General features: G+C 67.7%; 17 protein-coding genes. 9 read left to right on the forward strand and 8 right to left on the reverse strand.

What is annotated here, in order from left to right:
• Window positions 1-19: 19 nt before the first annotated feature.
• Window positions 20-772, forward strand: coding sequence for a competence/damage-inducible protein A (locus V5F26_RS12495; RefSeq protein ID WP_394946063.1), 753 nt, complete (start codon window positions 20-22; stop codon window positions 770-772).
• A gap of 164 nt (window positions 773-936) precedes the next feature.
• The gene (locus tag V5F26_RS12500; RefSeq protein WP_394058913.1) at window positions 937-1371 is read left to right on the forward strand and encodes a c-type cytochrome; all 435 of its coding nucleotides are present in this window, start codon (window positions 937-939) and stop codon (window positions 1369-1371) included.
• A gap of 178 nt (window positions 1372-1549) precedes the next feature.
• On the opposite strand, the gene V5F26_RS12505 is transcribed toward V5F26_RS12500, so the two are convergent.
• A complete protein-coding gene (locus V5F26_RS12505) occupies window positions 1550-2278 on the reverse strand; it encodes a cytochrome b/b6 domain-containing protein (protein ID WP_394058911.1) in 729 nt (242 codons plus the stop codon).
• A gap of 249 nt (window positions 2279-2527) precedes the next feature.
• Here V5F26_RS12505 and V5F26_RS12510 point away from each other — a divergent pair, with 249 nt between their 5' ends.
• From V5F26_RS12510 to V5F26_RS12520, 3 genes are all read left to right on the forward strand, one after another.
• The gene (locus V5F26_RS12510) at window positions 2528-2914 is read left to right on the forward strand and encodes a hypothetical protein (protein ID WP_394946064.1); all 387 of its coding nucleotides are present in this window, start codon (window positions 2528-2530) and stop codon (window positions 2912-2914) included.
• A gap of 234 nt (window positions 2915-3148) precedes the next feature.
• Window positions 3149-3319, forward strand: coding sequence for a hypothetical protein (locus tag V5F26_RS12515; RefSeq protein ID WP_234050055.1), 171 nt, complete (start codon window positions 3149-3151; stop codon window positions 3317-3319).
• Window positions 3320-3348: 29 nt separating this feature from the next.
• Complete coding sequence (locus tag V5F26_RS12520) at window positions 3349-4254, forward strand: group III truncated hemoglobin (RefSeq protein WP_394946065.1); 906 nt, start codon at window positions 3349-3351, stop codon at window positions 4252-4254.
• A gap of 675 nt (window positions 4255-4929) precedes the next feature.
• Here V5F26_RS12520 and V5F26_RS12525 read toward each other — a convergent pair.
• From V5F26_RS12525 to V5F26_RS12550, 6 genes are all read right to left on the reverse strand, one after another.
• Window positions 4930-5679, reverse strand: coding sequence for a tetratricopeptide repeat protein (locus V5F26_RS12525; RefSeq protein ID WP_394946474.1), 750 nt, complete (start codon window positions 5677-5679; stop codon window positions 4930-4932).
• A 626-nt stretch (window positions 5680-6305) separates the two neighbouring features.
• Window positions 6306-7916 (reverse strand): bifunctional aminoglycoside phosphotransferase/ATP-binding protein, encoded by a 1611-nt coding sequence (locus V5F26_RS12530; RefSeq protein ID WP_394946066.1) that lies wholly within the window; start codon window positions 7914-7916, stop codon window positions 6306-6308.
• A gap of 167 nt (window positions 7917-8083) precedes the next feature.
• Window positions 8084-8557, reverse strand: a complete 474-nt coding sequence (locus V5F26_RS12535) for a hypothetical protein (RefSeq protein ID WP_394946067.1) — start codon at window positions 8555-8557, stop codon at window positions 8084-8086.
• Between the two features lie 7 nt (window positions 8558-8564).
• Window positions 8565-9449 (reverse strand): hypothetical protein, encoded by an 885-nt coding sequence (locus V5F26_RS12540; protein WP_394946068.1) that lies wholly within the window; start codon window positions 9447-9449, stop codon window positions 8565-8567.
• Between the two features lie 224 nt (window positions 9450-9673).
• Window positions 9674-10801 carry an NAD(P)-dependent alcohol dehydrogenase gene (locus tag V5F26_RS12545; RefSeq protein WP_394946069.1) on the reverse strand — a complete coding sequence of 376 codons (1128 nt, stop codon included), beginning with the start codon at window positions 10799-10801 and terminating at the stop codon, window positions 9674-9676.
• 137 nt (window positions 10802-10938) lie between these two features.
• Window positions 10939-12084: a lysine-2,3-aminomutase-like protein gene (locus tag V5F26_RS12550; protein ID WP_509210508.1), complete on the reverse strand. Its 1146-nt coding sequence runs from the start codon at window positions 12082-12084 to the stop codon at window positions 10939-10941.
• A gap of 161 nt (window positions 12085-12245) precedes the next feature.
• Here V5F26_RS12550 and V5F26_RS12555 point away from each other — a divergent pair, with 161 nt between their 5' ends.
• The 3 genes from V5F26_RS12555 (at window position 12246) to V5F26_RS12565 (ending at window position 15090) form a co-directional block, all read left to right on the forward strand.
• Window positions 12246-12569, forward strand: a complete 324-nt coding sequence (locus tag V5F26_RS12555; protein WP_234050063.1) for an XdhC family protein — start codon at window positions 12246-12248, stop codon at window positions 12567-12569.
• A 122-nt stretch (window positions 12570-12691) separates the two neighbouring features.
• Entirely contained in the window at window positions 12692-13393 is a 702-nt protein-coding gene (locus V5F26_RS12560) for an XdhC family protein (protein WP_394946071.1), read from the forward strand.
• Window positions 13390-15090, forward strand: coding sequence for an NTP transferase domain-containing protein (locus V5F26_RS12565; RefSeq protein WP_394946072.1), 1701 nt, complete (start codon window positions 13390-13392; stop codon window positions 15088-15090). Before V5F26_RS12560 ends, V5F26_RS12565 begins: the two co-directional genes overlap by 4 nt.
• A 1070-nt stretch (window positions 15091-16160) precedes the next feature.
• Here the strand turns inward: V5F26_RS12565 and V5F26_RS12570 are convergent.
• Window positions 16161-16619 carry a DUF488 domain-containing protein gene (locus V5F26_RS12570; RefSeq protein WP_394946073.1) on the reverse strand — a complete coding sequence of 153 codons (459 nt, stop codon included), beginning with the start codon at window positions 16617-16619 and terminating at the stop codon, window positions 16161-16163.
• A gap of 213 nt (window positions 16620-16832) precedes the next feature.
• On the opposite strand from V5F26_RS12570, the gene V5F26_RS12575 reads away from it, so the two are divergent.
• Window positions 16833-18023 carry a zinc-binding metallopeptidase family protein gene (locus tag V5F26_RS12575; RefSeq protein ID WP_394946074.1) on the forward strand — a complete coding sequence of 397 codons (1191 nt, stop codon included), beginning with the start codon at window positions 16833-16835 and terminating at the stop codon, window positions 18021-18023.
• Window positions 18024-18072 lie beyond the last annotated feature (49 nt).

Genomic DNA, 18072 nt, shown 5'->3' on the forward strand with positions numbered 1-18072 from the left:
AAAAGGCAGGTGATGCGTCATGAGCGAGGCAGACGGCGCGCAAATGGTCACCGCGGGGCTGGTCGTCATTGGCGACGAGGTTCTCTCGGGGCGCACCAAGGATAAAAATATCGGCCACATCGCCGAGCGGCTGACGGAGGTGGGCATCGACCTTCGCGAGGTCCGCATCGTGCCGGATGTGGAAGAGGACATCGTTGCCGCGGTCAACGCGCTGCGTCATCGCTTCACCTATGTCTTCACAACCGGAGGCATCGGCCCCACCCACGATGACATTACCGCTGATTCGATCGCAAAGGCATTCGGCGTCAGCATAGACGTGGACCCGCGCGCCCGGGCCATGTTGCTCGAATATATCGCGGAGAAGGATCTGAACGAGGCGCGCCTGCGCATGGCCCGGATTCCCGCCGGTGCGTCTTTGGTGGTGAACGCGGTTTCCAAGGCGCCCGGGTTCCGGATCGGCAACGTGATCGTCATGGCCGGCGTGCCGCGCATCATGCAGGCCATGCTGGAGGCGGTGCTGCCCGATCTGGACAAGGGCCGGCCCATGCTCTCCCGGACCGTCCTGGCGGACGCGAAGGAGGGCGATATTGCCGCGCCGCTGGCGGATATTGCGCGACGTCATCCAGATACCATCATCGGGTCCTATCCATTCCGCGATGAGGACGGGCGCTTCAAGACTCATCTTGTGGTCCGTGCGCGCGAAGCTGCGCTGGTCGACGCCGTTGCGGACGAGGTGCGGGCCATGGTGGCGGCCGCGGTGGAAAGCCGCTGAACCCCTGGGCTTGCTTCGCCGGTATCGCAAGGGAAGCTGCGCCGAAAGTCGAGAGCGGCAATTGGCCGCCGCTCTCCTCGCGCAAGCGTGAGCGTTGGGCGGTATCGTCTGGTTGGAATATTTGTAGGGTGTGGCCTCTTCCGAATCCGCATTTGGAGCAGAAGATGCGTCTTTTCGTGACCGCCGCCATTGTCGGTGGCCTTGTTGCAGCCACCGCCGCCTACGCCCAGGGCAATGTCATCCAGCAGCGCCGCGCGGCGATGAAGGCGATCGGCGAGCAGACCGATATCGGCGCCTCGATCCTGAAGGGTAAGGTGCCGTTCAGCACCGACAAGGCCCAGCTGATCTTCCAGACCTACAAGGACAAGATGGTCGGCTTCGAGAAGCTGTTCCCGCCTGGCTCCGATGCCGGCGAGACCAAGGCCACCGCCGCCGTGTGGAGCGATCGCGCAGGCTTCGATGCCGCCATCACCAAGTTCAATCAGGCCGTGGCCGACAATGCGGCCAAGGGCGTGGTGGACGAGGCGGGCTTCAAGACCGCTTTCGCCGCCGTGGCTGAGAACTGCCGTTCCTGCCATCAGACCTACAAGTCTCGCTGATCCGGGCTGCTGCAGTCCGTCGAGGCTCAGGCTGTCTCAGTTTTCACAGAAACGCTGAAATGGCCTGTCCATTCGTTTTGGGCGTTTCCTTCATGCGAGGCGGGTTCCCGCTTCGCTGCGAAACGCTCTGGGAAAAGGCCGGGCGCTCCTTATGGGGCGCCCGGTTTTGTTTCGTGGGTCAGCCACCCATCTGGGTCACGGCGAACACGCCGGCGGCGGCCAGGGCCAGCAGCACGAGGGCGAGCGGCACCGGCGCCAGGCGCGGCGCGGCAATGGCGGCCGGCAGGCGCTTCCAGCCGGTGACCATGGGGCGCACCAGGTCCTGCCGCAGCAGCACCGCATAAGCGATGATCGCGAGCACATGCAGCGCGACGGCGATCATGATGAGATCGAACGACAGGCCATGCGCCACCGTGAGCTGGTCGCTCAGCTCGCCACTCACCAGGTCGGCGAGGGGGCCGCTGGTGAACAGTCCATCATTGGCGAACAGGCCGGAAACGGTCTGGAACAGCAACAGGGCCAACAGCGCGACCACCATATAGGCGCCGGCGGCATTGTGCCCCGTCTCCGGCTCGGGCTGGCGCTTCAGCACGTGGCGGAGGTGGTCGATGGCCGCCGCCGGGCTGCGCACGAAAGAGGCAAAGCGCGCGGTCTGGCTGCCGAACAGACCCCAGAGAATGCGGAAAAGCACAAGGGTGAGAATGGAGTAGCCGGCATAGAAGTGCCAGTCGATCCAGCCATTGCGTGCCGTGACGTAGGACGTGGCCACGAGCGCCACCAGTGTCCAATGGAACAGCCGCGTCGGCGCATCCCAAACCTTGATCCAGCGCCAGGCGCCGCCCATCGTCTTGCCGCGCGCGCTGGCCGCGGGCGGGTTGGCGCCGTCGCGCAAAAGGGTGTCGGTCATCGCGTCCTCTCTTGCAAAGGGCGACCGGCCGGCATTCACACGCCGGCGGGCGCCTGCTGGCGCTTCTTCTAGCGGCCCGCCGTGAACGGTAGAAGCTCACCTTATGAAAACGTGATCGCGCGCGGCCACTTTCAGTGACATTGCCGGCGCGAAGATCGTAAGCTCATGGGGCAGATCCGAGGTTTTCAGTCGGATCGCTTTGTGACGCGTGTTTTGCCGCGCGGATTTTTTCGGAATTGAGAGATTGCCATGGCTGAGATTGTCGAGGGGGCCGCCCAGGGGCCTTCGGAAAATGCTGGCTCCGCACAGGAGCTTCCCGCCGAGCAGATCCAGGTGTCGCAAGAGGCCATCGTCCGCTGGGCCAGCCTTGATGAGGGCGTCCCGCTGAAAGTGCTGCTGACGCGCGCGGACTTGGATCATCTGCTGTTGGGTCTGCGTAGCCTTGCTATCGGCCAGAGCGAGCTGGTGTCGGCCCTTACCGGTCACATCAATCAAGACACCCAGGCCAGTGCGCGGGCGCTGCTCATGGCCGACCAGCTCTGCGTGGCAGCCTATAGCCGGCTCAATGCGTTCATCTCGGTGCTGATGATGGCCGCGGCTCCGGTGGGCGAGAGCGCCGCGCCGCCGGCGGTCTGAGATGGCGTCGCGGGCCTCGGGAACGGGCCTGCGGGTCTCTGTTTCGCGCCATTTTGTCGCTGCGGTTGTGCCGGTTGTATCAGATTAATTTCTAGGCACGCGCGAAATTACAGCAATATCGCCGTCGCTGCCGCTTGCGTGGGGCGGCGGCCTCTCCTACCGTCCGTTATATAATTTTCATGCCGAGCGCTTTTTGTCGCCGCGGCGGGGCCGTTTCGGCCAGGAGGACGTTGCATGGCCTCGGACAAGAGCTCGACGCCCATTCCCGTGCGCTTTGTGCCCGGCACGGCGGTGCGCATTTCGGCGCCCTGGCAGAGGACCGGCAAGGACGTGGCGCGCTCCCGTGCCGGCCTGCGTCTCGTGGCCCGCGCGCCCGAGCCGACAAAGACCGAGACCAAGGACTGATCGCGGCTGTTGGAACAGGAGTGCGACCCATGACGACATCGTCCACCCCCACGTTGCAGACCTCGGCCGTGCCGGTGGGCGCCGGCCAGTCTCGTGGATCTTCCACCGGTGTTGGGCCTCATCTGCCCTCGGCGTCCGCCGGGAAAGCGGATTTTGGCGGCGTGTCGTTCGTTGCCGCACCTAAGGCGCCGGCGCACCCTGGCATCTTCATTCTCACCCGCTCCATCGGCGACCTCGCCTATCCCGCTTATATCGGCGAGGCGGAGGACATGGCGCTGGCGGAGGAGGCGGTCCGCGCGGCATTGCCGGCGGAAACCGCTGTCACGGACGGTCTGTTCTACATGGAGCGTCCCAATGCGCGCCTGCGGGCCCATGCCCTTCATGACTTGGTGGGCAAGTATGATCCGCCATTGAACACCACGGGCCGCAAGGGCCCGGCCGCGCCTGAGCTGGCCGCCCTCATCGCCGATCGCGCGGACGTGTGGCCGAATGGGGCGCGGGAGCAGCTGGCCAGCGAAATTCACGTCACTGAGGCCGATCTCGACCGGCTGGTGCGGGAGTTCTATGCGGCGGCTGGGCAGGACCCGCAGCTGGGCCCCATTTTCGCCCGGGCCATTCCCGATTGGGAAGAGCACTATCGGATTGTCCAGAACTTCTGGTCCCGCGCATTGCTCGGTACCGGCCGCTATACGGGCAATCCGTTCTCCGCGCACATCTCGCTGCAGCTGAAGCCGGAGCATTTCACCCGCTGGGTGGCGCTGTTCACGCAGACTGCCCGCCGCGTGCTGGAGCCGGCGGCTGCTGACCGGGCCATCGCCAAGGTGGAGCACATGAGCACCTGCTTCCAGGCTGGGCTGTTTCTGCCTCCGGTGAATGGCGGCGCGCATCCTCACGCCGCGCTTCCCGGGCTGCATGGCGCACCCCACCACGCCTGATGCGACGAAATCGCGGCGCCCCGCGAGGGGGGGAGCGAACCCGATGGCGGAAGGCGATGGGGACCTTGGGTTAACCGTCTGTCGTGGGGTGGGGTGGGCGCTGAAGAGAGGCCAGGGCATCGTGTTTTGCCGGCCAAGGCGGTGTGGTCGCCGGTGGAAAGGGCGCTACGCCCTTCCTCGACGCGCGCCGGATCCTGCCCGTCGTTGTCGAGCCGCGCGCTTTTTTCGGCGTGCTCGGGTGATGCGCCACATCGTCGTTTCGTGTCCGGTGGCGCGCAACGTCGCGAAGGATGCCCGTCGGCTAACGATGGGAAAAGCGTGGGCAAAGAGCGCAGAGGTCGGATGGGGGCAGCTCTCGTGCCGCCACATTTCGGGCCCTCAGGTGGGGCGAGGGAGGCGTGGGGGGGCGGCTGCGCTTCGTCTCCCGATTGGGCGGCTCCGTGGTGTCGTCGCGTGGTGCCATGGCGCGCCCACCGGACCGCGATCGAGACTCTGATCCCCGCGTCCGAAACCGCTCCAGCGCTGATCCGGGCGCCCCTTGTGTGATGGGCATATGGCTTCGCGTCGGGACAACGCGTCAGCTTGGCAGATGGCGTGTCTTCCCGCTTCCATAAAGAGGGAAGACACCGGATGGCGGGCGGCGTGCCGCGAGGGGACTGCCTGCGGAGCGCTGGTTCAGGGTGCCGGCGTGGCGCCTTCTTCCGCCTTCATCACGCGGCGCTCGGCGGCGGCTTCCTCTTCCGGGCTGAGGGTGGCGCGCACGGCGTCAAAGAAGCGGTCCGCCAGGGGGCTTTTGCCGGATTTGGCGCGCAGCAGCCAAGCAAACGCAGCGATCCGGTCCCGCGGTACACCCACGCCGAGATGGTGCGCAGCGCCCAGCAGCGCCTGCCCATCAGGGTCGCCGGCTTCGGCCGCCTTGCGCCACCAGGTGGCGGCGTCGGATTCGTCGGTGCCGCCGGGTGCGGCGCTGACGGCATCCAGATGGGAGATGAGGCCGAGGCGGGTCATGGCGGAGGCAACGCCCTGCTCGGCCGCAGCCTTGGCCCAGCGCTTGGCCTCCTCCATATTGGCGGCCGTGCCGGTGCCCTCGAACAGCAGGAAGCTGAGCATGTCCTGCGCCGGGGCGTCGCCCGCCTCGGCGGCTTGGCGGTAAAGCTCGACCGCATGGGCGCTGTCGCGATTGCCACCCAGGCCCTTCAGGTAGAGCCGGGCGAGATTGCGCTGGCCCACCGGATCGCCAGCCTCAGCCGACAACTCGAGCCACTCGCGCGCCAGCTCCATATTCTGGTCCACGCCCAACCCGTCGATGAAGCAGGCGCCGATATTGTTCTGAGCGCGGCCGTGGCCCTCGCGCGCCAGGGGCTCCCAGATGGCGAGGGCGCTGTCGTAATCTCCGCTTTGGGCAGCCGCGAGTGCCCGCCGCATCTGTTCCTCGGGTTCCGACCAGTCCTCGGACTGGGCTTCCGCAGGCACCTTGGCTTCCGCATCCGGCTCCGGGGCGATGGTGGGGCCGGTGGGTTCGGCGGACGCCGGGGCGGGTTCGATGGCCTCGGGGGCGGTGGCACTGTCGGACATCGGGCGATCCTCGGCGGTCTGGGTTTCCTCGGCGCCCTTGCCTTTCAGGCGGTCGAGCCAGCTCATGGGGTGTCTCCTGGGGCGCCGCCGAAGACGACGCGAATGGGGACGCTGGACGGAAAATTCGGCCCAAAGAAGGGTCGGGACATGCGCGCGCCATCCTGCACGCCGCAGGGGCGCCCCATCATCGCGGGATGGGTGGGAATGCGCGTCATGTCCTCCTCTCGCATTCGGACCTGCGCGGGAGACTCATCGCTTGCGGCGCTGGTTCCCGGCATGTGGACGATCAAGCGGCAATCCTGGCCCCGACGAGGGCCGGACCGCCGCCTTGAAGTGGGTCCTGAGAGTCGCAAATGGAGATTGCGCGAATCATCTCAAGTCACATTCGAGGTGATTGTCCCCGAGGTGAGTGAAATATTCGTTCCTTTGGCGCGGCTTGGTGGATTCTCCAGCCGTCATGGACGGCGGCCACGTGCTCAGCCGCTGCCGACGCGGATCCAGTTCAGCTCGCCGATATCGTAGGCCTGCTGGCGCCGGGCAATTTCGCCATCGGCGTCGGAGGCATCCTTGTGCGCCGTCTTGCGGTGTTCCACCCTCTCGACGCGGATATCCAGTGGCGCTTCCAGCCAGACGCCATGAAACGGCACCTTGAGGGTGCGGGCCAGCGCCTCTTCATCGTTCCGCTCCTGAGCATGGGCGTGAACGGCGTCGATCATGGCGGACTGGCCGGTGGCAAGCACGCGGGCGGCGAGGGTGCGCAGGCGTGCATAGACCTGCTGCGTCACCTCCGGGCCGTAGGCGGCTTCGGGCAGTGGATCCGTCTCGGCCACGTTAAACAGGCGCTTGCGCTCGATATCGCTGCGCAGAACCACCGCGCCGGGCGGCCGGCCGATGAAGGGCGCCCAGCGCAGGGCGCGGGTGGTCTTGCCCGTGCCGGAAAGGCCGCCGATGGCGCTGAGGCTCGGCGCGCGCTCCCTCAAGCCGGCGGGAAAGTCAGCCGGCAACGGCGCGGTGTCCGGGGCGGATGGCGCGAGCCCGAGAAACTGTCGCGCACTGAAAAAGAGGTGGCGAATGCGCGCCTCCGCGCGCTCCCGCACCGCACCGGAAAGATGGGCCCGCCCGGCGGCCTCGACCTTCGCGCGGATGGAGGCCCGCAGCGCCAGGAAGAAGGGTAGCGCGTCCAGCCCGTCGAGCGTGGCATCGTCCCGCTGGGCCCACAGATAACGGTTGAGCACGGTGTTGGCGGCGGTATGGAGGCCGCGCTGCCACAGATCCATGAGAAGGAAGGCGAGATCGTACAGTACATCGCAGATAGCGATGTCATCGCTGAACTCTATGGCGTCGAACAACACCGGAGCGCCGTCGATCAGCACGATGTTGGCGAGGTGCAGGTCCCCGTGGCAGCGGCGCACGAATCCCGCCTGGGATCGCGCTCGCAGCAGCGGCGTGATGCGCTCCAGCTCGGCTTCCGCCGCTGCCGCGAGCGCCTCAGCCTCCGCGGCGTCGAAAAGGTCCGCATGCTGGCGGAAAGCCTCGCGGTTGTCCGCCAGATAGGAGGCGAGCCGCGAGGGCACCTCATGACCGCAATGGACCTCCGCCCGCTCATGGGCACGGGCCACGGCCTGGGCGAGGGCGGTGAGCAGTGGCCGCTCCAGCGGCGCGCGGGCCGCCACCTGGTCCAGGGTGTCCGCAGGGTCGAAGCGGCTCATCTTCACCGCATACTCAACCGGCTTGCCGGAGCCGCCCAGGGCCAGGCCTTCTGGCGAGCGCGTGATCGGCACCACGCCGAGATAGATGCTCGGCGCGTTCGCGCGGCCGATGGCGACCTCCGCCGTGCAGGCGGCCTTGCGCTTGCCGAGGGTCGAAAAGTCCATGAACGGGAAGTACACCGCGCGCTTCACCTTGTAGGCGAAGGGCCCCGCCAGGAACACCACTGCGCCGTGCGTGTCGATGCGGCGTACGCTTTCGCCGGCGGCAAGGCCGTGGCTTGTCGGGCTGGAGAGGAAGGCGAAGATGGCGCCCTGATCCTCGACCACATGATCGGCGCCTTGAGGGCCGTTGCTGCCGTTGCGTGGAGACTGGTCCAAAGCCGCCTCCTGGCGGGTGGATGGCGGGAGATGAGCGGCGCCACCTCGCCGAGCCGGACGCGCGCAGATGGCTTTTTCGAGCGAAGCTGGAACCGGTCCGTGTGAAGGAGGAGCGTAACAACGATGGGACAGGCTGTTTCAGCGTTTCCTTGAGAAACTGAAACAGCCTAGGTCGAGGCGCGCTGCTCCTGCGTCTTGGCGTGCAGCAGGGCCAGGGTCAGCGCCTGGCTGAACAAGGTCAGGGCCGGGCCGGCGACGTTGCCGCGCGCCAGCTGCACGAACCCGCCGGCGACCAACCCCAGGAAGGCGATGTTCAGGAGATCCAGGCTTCCACCGCTGGCTTCGGAGAGGGCGCCGTTGATGCGGCTCACGGCGACAGAGGTCTTGCCGATGGGATGGCGCGGGGAGGGCGGGACCAGCGAAAGTCCCGCTTTCTCCAGTGCCGGCTGGATCTCTTCGGCGGACGACAGGTGGTGGGTGAGGATCAGGCTGCCGCCGCGCACCTGAACATCCAAGCGTCCGTCTTGGGAAAGCCGGGCGGCACAGGCCTGGAGGTCGGCCTCTCCCCGCGGGTGTGCGGCGGCGAGCCGTGTGCGCCCCGGGATGTGGTGGGCGATACGCACCTCAATGGGTTGGGACATCCGAACCTCAGCCTTCGGCTTCCGGGGTCACGGGCGGGGTGGCGGGCGCCGGGGTCTCGGGGGTTGCGGCCGCTACCGCAGGCTTTGCTGCAGGCTTTGCTGCGGTCTTGGTGGCGGCATTTGCGGTAGCTTTGGCTGTGCTTTTCGTGGGGCGCTTGGCCGCGGCGGACGGCTTCGCGGCGCTGGCGGTCACTGTGTCCGCCGTGCCACGCGTCGTCTTGGCTGAGCCTGTGCTCTTGATCGCGTCCGTGCTCTTTGTGGCGCCCGCGCTCTTCGTCGCGCCTGCGCTCTTGGCCTTGGTCTTCGCCGTCACGGCTGCCGCCTTGGGCGCGGCCGTGACGGTGGCAGGGGCGGCGGCGCGAGTGCGCGATGCCTTCGCTGCCGGCTGATCCTCTCCGCCCGTGCGCCCGGTGCGCGAGGCCTTGACGGGTGCGGCGGTTTCAGCGACGGCGGTGCGCTCGCTGGCGCGGGTGGCGGCACGGCGCGTGCTCCGCGCACGCCGGGTCGTGCTGCGCAGGACGGTCTCCGGGGCGCGGCCTGCCGGAGTGGCCGGCAGGGCCTCATCCGTCTCGCCTGCCGCGACGGGTTCGGAATGCTTGGTGAAGCTCTCGGCGCTCCGCAGGGCGGTGGTGGCTGCAGCACTGGCGGCCGCGGCGACCTTGCCGGCGGCGGTTTTCACGCCATCCACGGCATCGGCCACCAGATCCTTGACGTCCTCGCCGGTCTTGGAGGCGGCGGCGACGGTGGCATCATAACTTGCCTTGCCGGCCTCGGCCGCGTTCTTGGCCGCAGGCCGTGCCGCGCGCAGCAGCCGGGGGCCGGCCGCCACCGCTCCGGCGCCGAGGGCCAGACCCACCAGAAAGCCGCCCCGCAGAAGGAAAAACGGAAGCATTCTATTCAACCCCAATGACCGCACCCGAGCCGCGCAAAAGGCGCTTCGCCCTTCACTCGCCATTGGCACCGATGGAGTATCGCGAGGGAGGCCGGATCAGGTTGCATATTTGGAGAAACCCTAGAACGTTTCCCCACCGGAAGAAAACGGCGAAACACTCTAAAGTGATCATCGCCGCTTCTTTTCGGCGGTGGAGCCGGCATTCCGGCTCCACCGCTTGCGCCCTACGGCGTGATGGCGACCTTCAGCACGCCATCACGCTGGTGGCCGAAGAGGTCGTAGGCGGCCTCGATGTCGTCCAGCTTGAAGCGGTGGGTGACGAGGGCGCGGGCATCCACCCGGCCCGAGGCCACCACATCCATCAGCCGGCGCATGCGCTCCTTGCCGCCGGGGCAGAGGGAATTGACGATGGTGGTGTCGCCCAGGCCCGCGAAATAGGCATCCAGCGGGATCTTCAGGTCGGTGGAATAGACACCGAGGGACGAGAGCGTGCCGCCGGGCCGCAGCACGCGAAGGGCCGCCTCGAAGGTGGCCTGGCGGCCAAGCGCCTCGATGGCAACATCCACGCCGCGCCCGTCGGTGAGGCGCATGATCTCTTCCACCGGATCGACCTTGGAGAAGTCCACCACCATGTCGGCGCCCATGGCGCGGGCCACCTCGAGGCGCGCCGGCACCTGGTCCACCGCGATGATGCGCGTGGCGCCCATGAGCTTGGCGCCTGCGGTGGCGCACAGGCCGATGGGGCCTTGCGCGAACACCACCACGGTGTCGCCGATCTTGATCTTGCCGTGCTCGGCGCCCGAGAAGCCGGTGGACATGATGTCCGGGCACATGAGCACCTGCTCGTCCGAGAGCAGGTCTGGCACCGGGGCGAGATTGGCCATGGCGTCGGGCACCAGCAGGTATTCGGCCTGGGCGCCGTCGATGGTGTTGCCGAAGCGCCAGCCGCCCATGGGCTTGAAGCCGTGCTTCATGCGCGGGCCATCCTGGGAGCCGCAGCCGCACAGGCAGGCATTGGAGTAGCCCGAGGGGGTGATGGCGCCGGCAATGACGCGCTGGCCTTCCTCGAAGCCTTCAACGGCGGAGCCGAGCTTCTCGATGATGCCCACCGGCTCGTGGCCAATGGTGAGGCCCTTGGCCACCGGATACTCACCCTTGAGGATGTGGATGTCCGTGCCGCAGATCGTGGTGGTCGTGACGCGGATCAGCGCATCCAGCGGCCCCACGTCGGGGATGGGCTTGTCTTCGAGGACGATGCGATTCTTCTCGACGAAGATCGCCGCCTTCATCTTCGGCGTCTGCGGAGACGGACGCTTGGACGTGGCGGCCGGCTGCTCGAGGGTCTCCGACATGGCCTTCAGCTCCCTGTGGTTATGTGTCGAACAATATGGGGCGCGTGCAACGTTGCATTGACGCTGGTCAACCGCTTACCACCCCACCCTTGCCCTGGCGGGACAACGCCCGTGGCGCGCGAGCGTTCCGGCACGTCTCAACCTTCCGGCGGGTAGAGGTGCACGCCGCCGCAATTATCGGTCACGCGGAAGCGCTCGCCGTCGTCCGGGCCGGCGGTCAATTCGTCCAGATGGTCGGGCAGCAGAGGCACTTTCCCCGCCCCGCCGGGAATATCCAGCACATAAGTGGGCAGGGCGAGCCCGGAGAGCCGGCCCCGCAGCGCCCGCATCAGCGCCTGTCCCTCGCGGATGGTCAGGCGAAAATGGCCGGTGCCGGGGGCAAGGTCCGGATGGTGCAGGTAATAGGGCTTCACCCGGCATTCGACGAGGCCGCGAAACAGGGCCGCCAGCGTTTCGGCATCGTCGTTGACCCCGCGCAGCAGCACTGTTTGCGAGACCAGCGGCAGCCCTGCATCCGCCATGCGGGCGAGCGCGGCTCGACACTCCGGCGTCAGCTCGCGCGGATGGTTGGCGTGAATGGCCACATAGGAGGTGACGCCGGGGGCCTGCAGCGCCGCCACGACGTCAGCGGTGACGCGCTCGGGTGCCGCGATGGGCACGCGCGTGTGGAAGCGGGCGATTTTCACATGCGCAATGCCCGCCAGGCGCCGCACCACCTCGCTCATGCGCCGGGACGACAGCATGAAAGGGTCGCCGCCGGTGAGAATCACCTCCCAGATTTCCGGATGATCGGAAAGATAGGCGAAGGCGGTATCGAGAGCGGTGGGGGAAAGGGTGGTCTCGGCGCCGGGGCCGACCATCTCGCGGCGGAAGCAGAAGCGGCAATAAACGGCGCAGACACCCACGATCTTCAGCAATGCCCGGTCCGGATAGCGATGCACGATGCCGGGCACCGGCGAATGGGCGTGGTCGCCGATGGGATCGCCCCTCTCTTCCGGCCGTACCTCCAGCTCGCGAGCATCGGGGATGAACTGGCGGGCGATGGGGTCGGCGGCATCCCGCGGGTCGATCAGGCCGGCCAGCGGGGCCGTCACTGCCACCGCATAGCGCTCGGCCACCGCCTCCAGACCGGCGCCCGCGCGCACCAGCCCTGCGGCCGCCAGCTCCTCGGGCGTGCGCAGCGTGGGCGCATGAAGCGGCCGCACGGCGGGATCGGCCGCGGCCTTAAGCTGGGATGACGGAGGCTGGGGCGAAGGGGCGTTTACCGAATGGGCCTGGGACATCTGCATCTCTCGATCGGTCCGCGTGGGCTCGGGCCCGATGCGCGGAAACCGGCGGCGCGGACTGGCAAGTGCCCGGCTGCGGATGCATCTATATAGTCGCGCACAGGCGGGGGCCACCGGGTCGCCCGCCTCGGTGCAGACGGAAACCGGAGGAGTGGGCCGTGTTCGCGCGCGAAGACGATGTTCTGGAGGCCGCGGAGCTCTGGCGGCGCGAGGGGCGCGGGGTGGCGCTCGCCACCGTGCTCGAAACCTGGGGATCGGCGCCGCGCCCGGTGGGTAGCCATCTGGTGATCGACGATGCGGGCCATTTCCTTGGCTCGGTTTCCGGCGGCTGCGTGGAAGGCGCGGTTGTGACCGAGGCGCAGGAGGTGATTGCCTCCGGCATTCCCCGTCGGCTCGAATTCGGCGTGGCGGACGAGGCGGCGTGGACCGTCGGGCTCTCCTGCGGCGGGCGCATCGCGGTCTATGTGGAGCCCGTCAGCTGAGCCTTGCGGCAAATGTAGCAATGGCTTGCGTTATATCCAGCGGGGAAGAAGACTCTTGCGGTGCAGCATGGGCCGTGCGATTCCATTCCCCATGCGGCGCATGGCCGTGAAGGTCTTTTGTGATGCGTCTCGATTTGCTCGCCACCCTCAATGCCGAACGCGCCGCGCGCCGCGCCTGCCTGGTGGTGACGGAACTGGCCAGTGGAGAGCAGCGGCTGGTGAGCGCGGCGGATATCGGCGGCGATCCCCTGGCCCCGGCCCTGCGGGAGGCGTTGACGCAGGGGCGTAGCGGGCTGGTGGCTGACGGCGCGGCCTTCATTTCCGTGAATATTCCGGCCCCGCGCCTGTTGCTGGTGGGCGCGGTGCACATTTCCCAGGCGCTGGCGCCCATGGCGCAGATCGCGGGCTTCGACACCACGATTCTCGATCCGCGCACGGCCTTCGCCACGCCCGAGCGCTTTCCGCAGGTGAGGCTGCTTGCCGAGTGGCCGGACCTGGCGCTACCGGCCTATGGCCTTGATGCCTTTACCGCCGTCGCGGCACTGACCCACGACCCCAAGGTGGATGACCCGGCGCTGGAGGCGGCGCTTGCCGCGCAGTGCTTCTATATCGGCGCCCTCGGCTCGCGGCGCACCCATGCCAAGCGGCTGGACCGGCTGGCTGCGCGCGGTTTTTCCCCCGAGGCGCTGGAGCGCATCCATGCCCCCATCGGCCTTTCGATCGGCGCAGCGAGTCCGGCGGAGATCGCGGTTGCGGTTCTGGGCGAGATCATCTGCGCCCTGCGCCGCCCGGCTCGCGTGAGGGCGGAAGGAGCGGCGGCGTGAAGTTCGGCTCCCTGGCGCTCGAAGAGGCGGATGGCGCCATCGCGGCCCATTCGGTCCGGGTCGAAGGTACCATCATCAAGAAGGGGACGAAGCTCGGGGTGGCCGAAATCGCCTCCCTGCGCGCGGCGGGCTATCACGAGGTGGTGGCGGCGCGCCTGGAGGATGGGGACCTGCCGGAGGACACGGCGGCCCTCATCCTGGCGGATGCGATCGCCGGGGCGGGCGTGCGGGCGGACCGCCCCTTCACCGGCCGCGCGAATCTCTATGCCGCCTGCGGTGGTGTCCTGCGCGCGCCGCGCGAGGCGGTTGATGCCTTCAATGGTGTCGACGAGGCCATGACCCTCGCCACCGTGGCGGACATGAAGATGGTCCATGAAGGGGAGCTCATCGGCACCGTGAAGGTGATCCCCTATGCGGTGCCCGAGCCGATGGTGGCGGAGGCGGCGGCGCTGGCGTGCGGCCCTTCGGATGGCGCGCGCGCCGGGCTGATGGCGGTGACGCCCTTTCGCCTGCGCCGGGTGGCGGTGATTTCCACCATTCTCCCCGGCTTCGCCGAGAAGGTGACCATGAAGACCCTGGCGGTGACCCGGGCCCGCCTCGCGCCCATGGGGGCGGACATCTGCCGGGCGGCGTCCTGCTCCCACGAGATCGCGCCCCTGCGGGACCTGCTGCGGGACGTGGTGGCGGAAGGCGCCGAGCTGGTCATTGTCTTTGGTGCATCGGCCATTGCCGATCGGCGCGACGTGGTGCCCACCGCCCTCGCGGAGGCGGGCGGGCGACTGATCCGCCTTGGCATGCCGGTGGACCCAGGCAATCTGCTGCTGCTGGGGCGGCTTGGCGATGTTCCGGTGCTTGGTGCGCCGGGCTGCGCGCGCAGCCCCAAGGAAAATGGCTTTGATTGGGTGCTGACGCGCCTTCTGGCCGGCATCGAGGTCACCTCGTCCGACATTGCGCGGCTGGGGGCCGGCGGCCTGCTGGCCGATATCGCGACCCGGCCTTTTCCCCGTGACGAAGGGGCGAGCGCCGGGCAGGAGGGGTTCGCGGCGGTGGTGCTGGCGGCTGGCCGCAGCTCGCGCATGGGAGGCGGGGTGAACAAGCTGCTGGCCCCCGTGGGCGGGGTGCCGGTGATCCGCCGCGTGGTCGAGGCCGCCTTGTCCTCCCGCGCGCGTCCGGTGCTGGTGGTGACGGGGCATGAGCACGAGCGGGTGGAAGCTGCCCTTGCGGGCCTCCCGGTGCACTTGGTGCACAATGCGGATTATGCGACCGGCATGGCCTCTTCGCTGAAGGCCGGCATTGCCGCCGTGCCACAGGGCGTCGCCGGCGCGCTGGTGGTGCTGGGGGATATGCCGCTGCTGAAGGGCAGCCTGCTGGATCGCCTCATGGATGCCTATGCGCCCGATGAAGGGCGGCTGGTGGTGGTGCCGATTTCCGGCGCCGCGCGCGGGCATCCCGTGCTGTGGTCGCGGCGCTATTTCGCGGAACTCGCCGCCCTGGAAGGCGATGTGGGCGCGCGCCACCTGCTGGTGGAGCACCAGGACGCGGTGGCGCATATCGAGGCGGGCGACGCGGGCGCCTTTCTCGACGTCGACACGCCGGAAGCCCTGGCTGCCGCCAAGGACATCGCCAAGGACATCGCCAAGAACACCGCCAAGGACACCGCCCAGGACATCGCCAGCGAGGCGGCGCCCTCGCGATAGGCGGGCGCGCGGCCGTGGCGGCTCTGGCTAAGGTGGCATTTGAAAGGCGGGCCGCGCCGAGCGTCGCCCTCGAAGGCGCCGCCGATGTCGCCGCGCAGTTTCTCGCCCCTTGAGTGCTCCGCGCGACGGGGCCTGGCAAGACCGCGCTGTGTTTCAGTATGCCCCAAGGTGGGACGTCGGCGCGCGCATGATGGGGGCGCATGACGGCGCGCGCCAGCTGCCGTGGCATCCCCATGGGCGGCGCCTCGGGCGGGGCGGCTGGCGGCGGGGCGGTGTTCAACCGGCGGGCGCATGTCGTCGGCCCGTTCCGGGCTTTCGCCGGGCCGCCCCCGATGGCGTGGGGTGGAGCTCATGGGTGACGCCGTGGCGCACAGGGGGGATGTTACCGGTCACCCAGTGTCGGTCATCTGGCGTCGGTCCGTTGGTACTGTCTCCTGCTGGGTGCCGCTCAGCTGGCTGGCGCCGCTCACTCGCAGGGTGCCGGCAGAAGCCTCTGGGCGCGGCGGACGATGTCCTGCCTCAGTGCCCGCTGCGGGGGTATGGCGGCGAAGATGTTGATGGAGATGGTAGTGATCTCCGCGATGACCTCGTCGATCTTGGAGGTCGTTTGCGCTGGCCTCGTCCGCGCCCGCGTGCCCCGCCGCCAGGACTGACCGGCTTCGCGGGGTTGTGCTTTCGGCGTGGTCGGTCTGCCTGCCGCATTTCACTTTTTGATAGTGCTGTATCGTCAAAGCCTTAAGATCAAGAGGCTCCCTCGCCTATTCGGGGATGGACCGGTTTCAGTGAAACGTCGCGGGTTTTGCGCCGTGGCCCCGCCTACGCGGGGATGGACCTTGCGTGTTCCATGTCACTGCAATCGCCGTGGCGGTTCCCCCAGCTACGCGGGGGATGGACCCCTCGACGATCTCGGCAAGGCCGCGAAGGCAGTGGCTCCCCCGCCTACGCGCGGATGGAGCCAGGGCAGGGTCACCACAAAACCCGAGGATGATGAAGCTCCCCGCCGACGCGGGGGATGGGCGTCCGCAGGCGCGTTTGGCGGGCATCCGGCCGAGCGGCGGCTGGGCGGGCTTTCAGAAGGGGGCGGCGATCAGGTGCGTGACCGGGAGATCCAGCCGCTCGCACAGCAGCTGTGCCAATTGCAGGCGGTGGCAGCCCGCCACGTGGCGCTCGTAGCACAAAAGGCAGATGTGGCGGCCCTTGGCGAGGTCGGTGAGCTCGTCCAGCGCGGCCTTTGCCGCCGGGGTTTCCAGGTGGGCGTCATAGATGCGCATGAGGGTTGCGTGATCGCCGGTGCGGGCGGCCAGCCGCCCTTCCTTCGGCGTGCCCAGCGCGCGCAGATGCACATAGCCGATGCCGTGTTCGCCGACGCCCGCCGCCAGCGCGGTCTTTGAAAAGCCGGGGCGGCGGGATGCCGCCACGGCGCGCACGTCTACCACCAGATCGACACCCGCCTCCGCCAGCGTGTCCTGGAACGCGGAGGGGGTGGTTTGCTCATAGCCCACGGTGAAGAGTGCGGTGGTCTTGCTCATGGCCTCATCACCAATTGGATCTGCTCTTCCGCTGCGACGCAAAATATTCGCCTCTGGCGCTTGCAATCGCGTTCATGTGTTGATGCTCATGGTAGCATCATGCGCGTATCACGTTCAAATATTGTGCATTGCTCTCTTGGCAATGGAGTCCCGGCCGCTTTTGCGGGATATTTCCCGGCAATGCAGGTGTACGGGTGACAGGAGGGCAGCACGATGCGCCTCTTCCAATGTGAGGTTTGCGGGCAGCTTCTTTATTTTGAAAATCGGCATTGCGAGCATTGCGGCCATCGCCTCGGCTACCTGCCGGGGCTCAACAAGCTGGTCGCGGTGGTTGCCGATGGGGACGGCGTGCGCGCCGTGGGCATGAACGAGCAGCGCTATCGCTTCTGCGCCAACGCGGAGCACGACACCTGCAATTGGCTCGTTCCCGAAGACCAGCATGAAGAATTCTGCCTCGCCTGCCGCCACAACCGCACCGTGCCGGACCTGACGAACCCCGCTTACCTGAAGAAATGGCGGCGGATCGAGATGGCCAAGCACCGGCTGATCTATTCGCTGCTCCAGCTCCAATTGCCGCTCGAAAGCAACAAGGATCGCGAGGGCGGGCTCTGCTTCGACTTCCTGGCCGATCCCCCCGAGGCGGGCTTGCCCAAGGTGATGACCGGGCATGACAGCGGCCTCATCACCATCGCTCTCACGGAGGCGGATGATGCGGAGCGCGAGCAGCGCCGCAATGACATGGGCGAGCTGTATCGCACCCTTCTCGGCCATTTCCGGCACGAGGTGGGGCACTATTACTGGGATCTCCTGGTGCGCGATGCCGGCCGCATCCAAGCATTCCGCGCGGTATTTGGCGACGAGAGCGTGGATTACGCCCAGTCGCTGAACCTCTATTACGATGCCGGGCCGCCGCAGAATTGGCAGGCGAACCATGTTTCCGCTTATGCGACCGCGCATCCCTGGGAGGATTTCGCCGAAACCTTCAAGCACTACATCCACATCGTGGATACGCTGGAGATGGCAGGCGCCTTCGGCATGCAGGTGGACCCCATGCTGGATGCCACCGGCGAGCTCCACTCGCATGTGGATTTCAATCCATACGGATCGGGCGCCATCCAGGGCATGGTGAATGTCTGGCTGCCCATCGCATTCGCGCTCAACAGCCTGAACCGGTGCCTGGGCATGGCCGATGCCTACCCTTTCATCCTGACGCCGGGCGTCATCGCCAAGCTCGGCTTCGTGCACCAGCTCGTGCATCAGATGGTGCCGGCCGATGCCGACGGCGCCATGGACCCACCTGCGAGTGGGGGCGAGCAACCCCTTGCCGCGAGCCCATCGGCGGCACTCCTGGCGCCACTCGGCGAGGAAGCTCCACCGCGCGAGGCCGCTGGCACGGCGGCGTGAGCATCGTCCCGCTTCGCGGAACGGGGCCAGCGTAGGGGCCTTGCGCGTC

Origin of the sequence: Xanthobacter variabilis (genome assembly GCF_043831965.2) — a bacterium.
In the GTDB taxonomy this organism is placed as follows: Bacteria; Pseudomonadota; Alphaproteobacteria; order Rhizobiales; family Xanthobacteraceae; genus Xanthobacter.

Coding starts and splice junctions, on each gene's coding strand:
- V5F26_RS12495 (WP_394946063.1), top strand. CDS start 20: ATGAGCGAGGCAGACGGCGCGCAAATGGTCACCGCGGGGCTGGTCGTC.
- V5F26_RS12500 (WP_394058913.1), top strand. CDS start 937: ATGCGTCTTTTCGTGACCGCCGCCATTGTCGGTGGCCTTGTTGCAGCC.
- V5F26_RS12505 (WP_394058911.1), bottom strand. CDS start 2,278: ATGACCGACACCCTTTTGCGCGACGGCGCCAACCCGCCCGCGGCCAGC.
- V5F26_RS12510 (WP_394946064.1), top strand. CDS start 2,528: ATGGCTGAGATTGTCGAGGGGGCCGCCCAGGGGCCTTCGGAAAATGCT.
- V5F26_RS12515 (WP_234050055.1), top strand. CDS start 3,149: ATGGCCTCGGACAAGAGCTCGACGCCCATTCCCGTGCGCTTTGTGCCC.
- V5F26_RS12520 (WP_394946065.1), top strand. CDS start 3,349: ATGACGACATCGTCCACCCCCACGTTGCAGACCTCGGCCGTGCCGGTG.
- V5F26_RS12525 (WP_394946474.1), bottom strand. CDS start 5,679: ATGCGGCGGGCACTCGCGGCTGCCCAAAGCGGAGATTACGACAGCGCC.
- V5F26_RS12535 (WP_394946067.1), bottom strand. CDS start 8,557: ATGTCCCAACCCATTGAGGTGCGTATCGCCCACCACATCCCGGGGCGC.
- V5F26_RS12540 (WP_394946068.1), bottom strand. CDS start 9,449: ATGCTTCCGTTTTTCCTTCTGCGGGGCGGCTTTCTGGTGGGTCTGGCC.
- V5F26_RS12545 (WP_394946069.1), bottom strand. CDS start 10,801: ATGTCGGAGACCCTCGAGCAGCCGGCCGCCACGTCCAAGCGTCCGTCT.
- V5F26_RS12550 (WP_509210508.1), bottom strand. CDS start 12,084: ATGTCCCAGGCCCATTCGGTAAACGCCCCTTCGCCCCAGCCTCCGTCA.
- V5F26_RS12560 (WP_394946071.1), top strand. CDS start 12,692: ATGCGTCTCGATTTGCTCGCCACCCTCAATGCCGAACGCGCCGCGCGC.
- V5F26_RS12570 (WP_394946073.1), bottom strand. CDS start 16,619: ATGAGCAAGACCACCGCACTCTTCACCGTGGGCTATGAGCAAACCACC.
- V5F26_RS12575 (WP_394946074.1), top strand. CDS start 16,833: ATGCGCCTCTTCCAATGTGAGGTTTGCGGGCAGCTTCTTTATTTTGAA.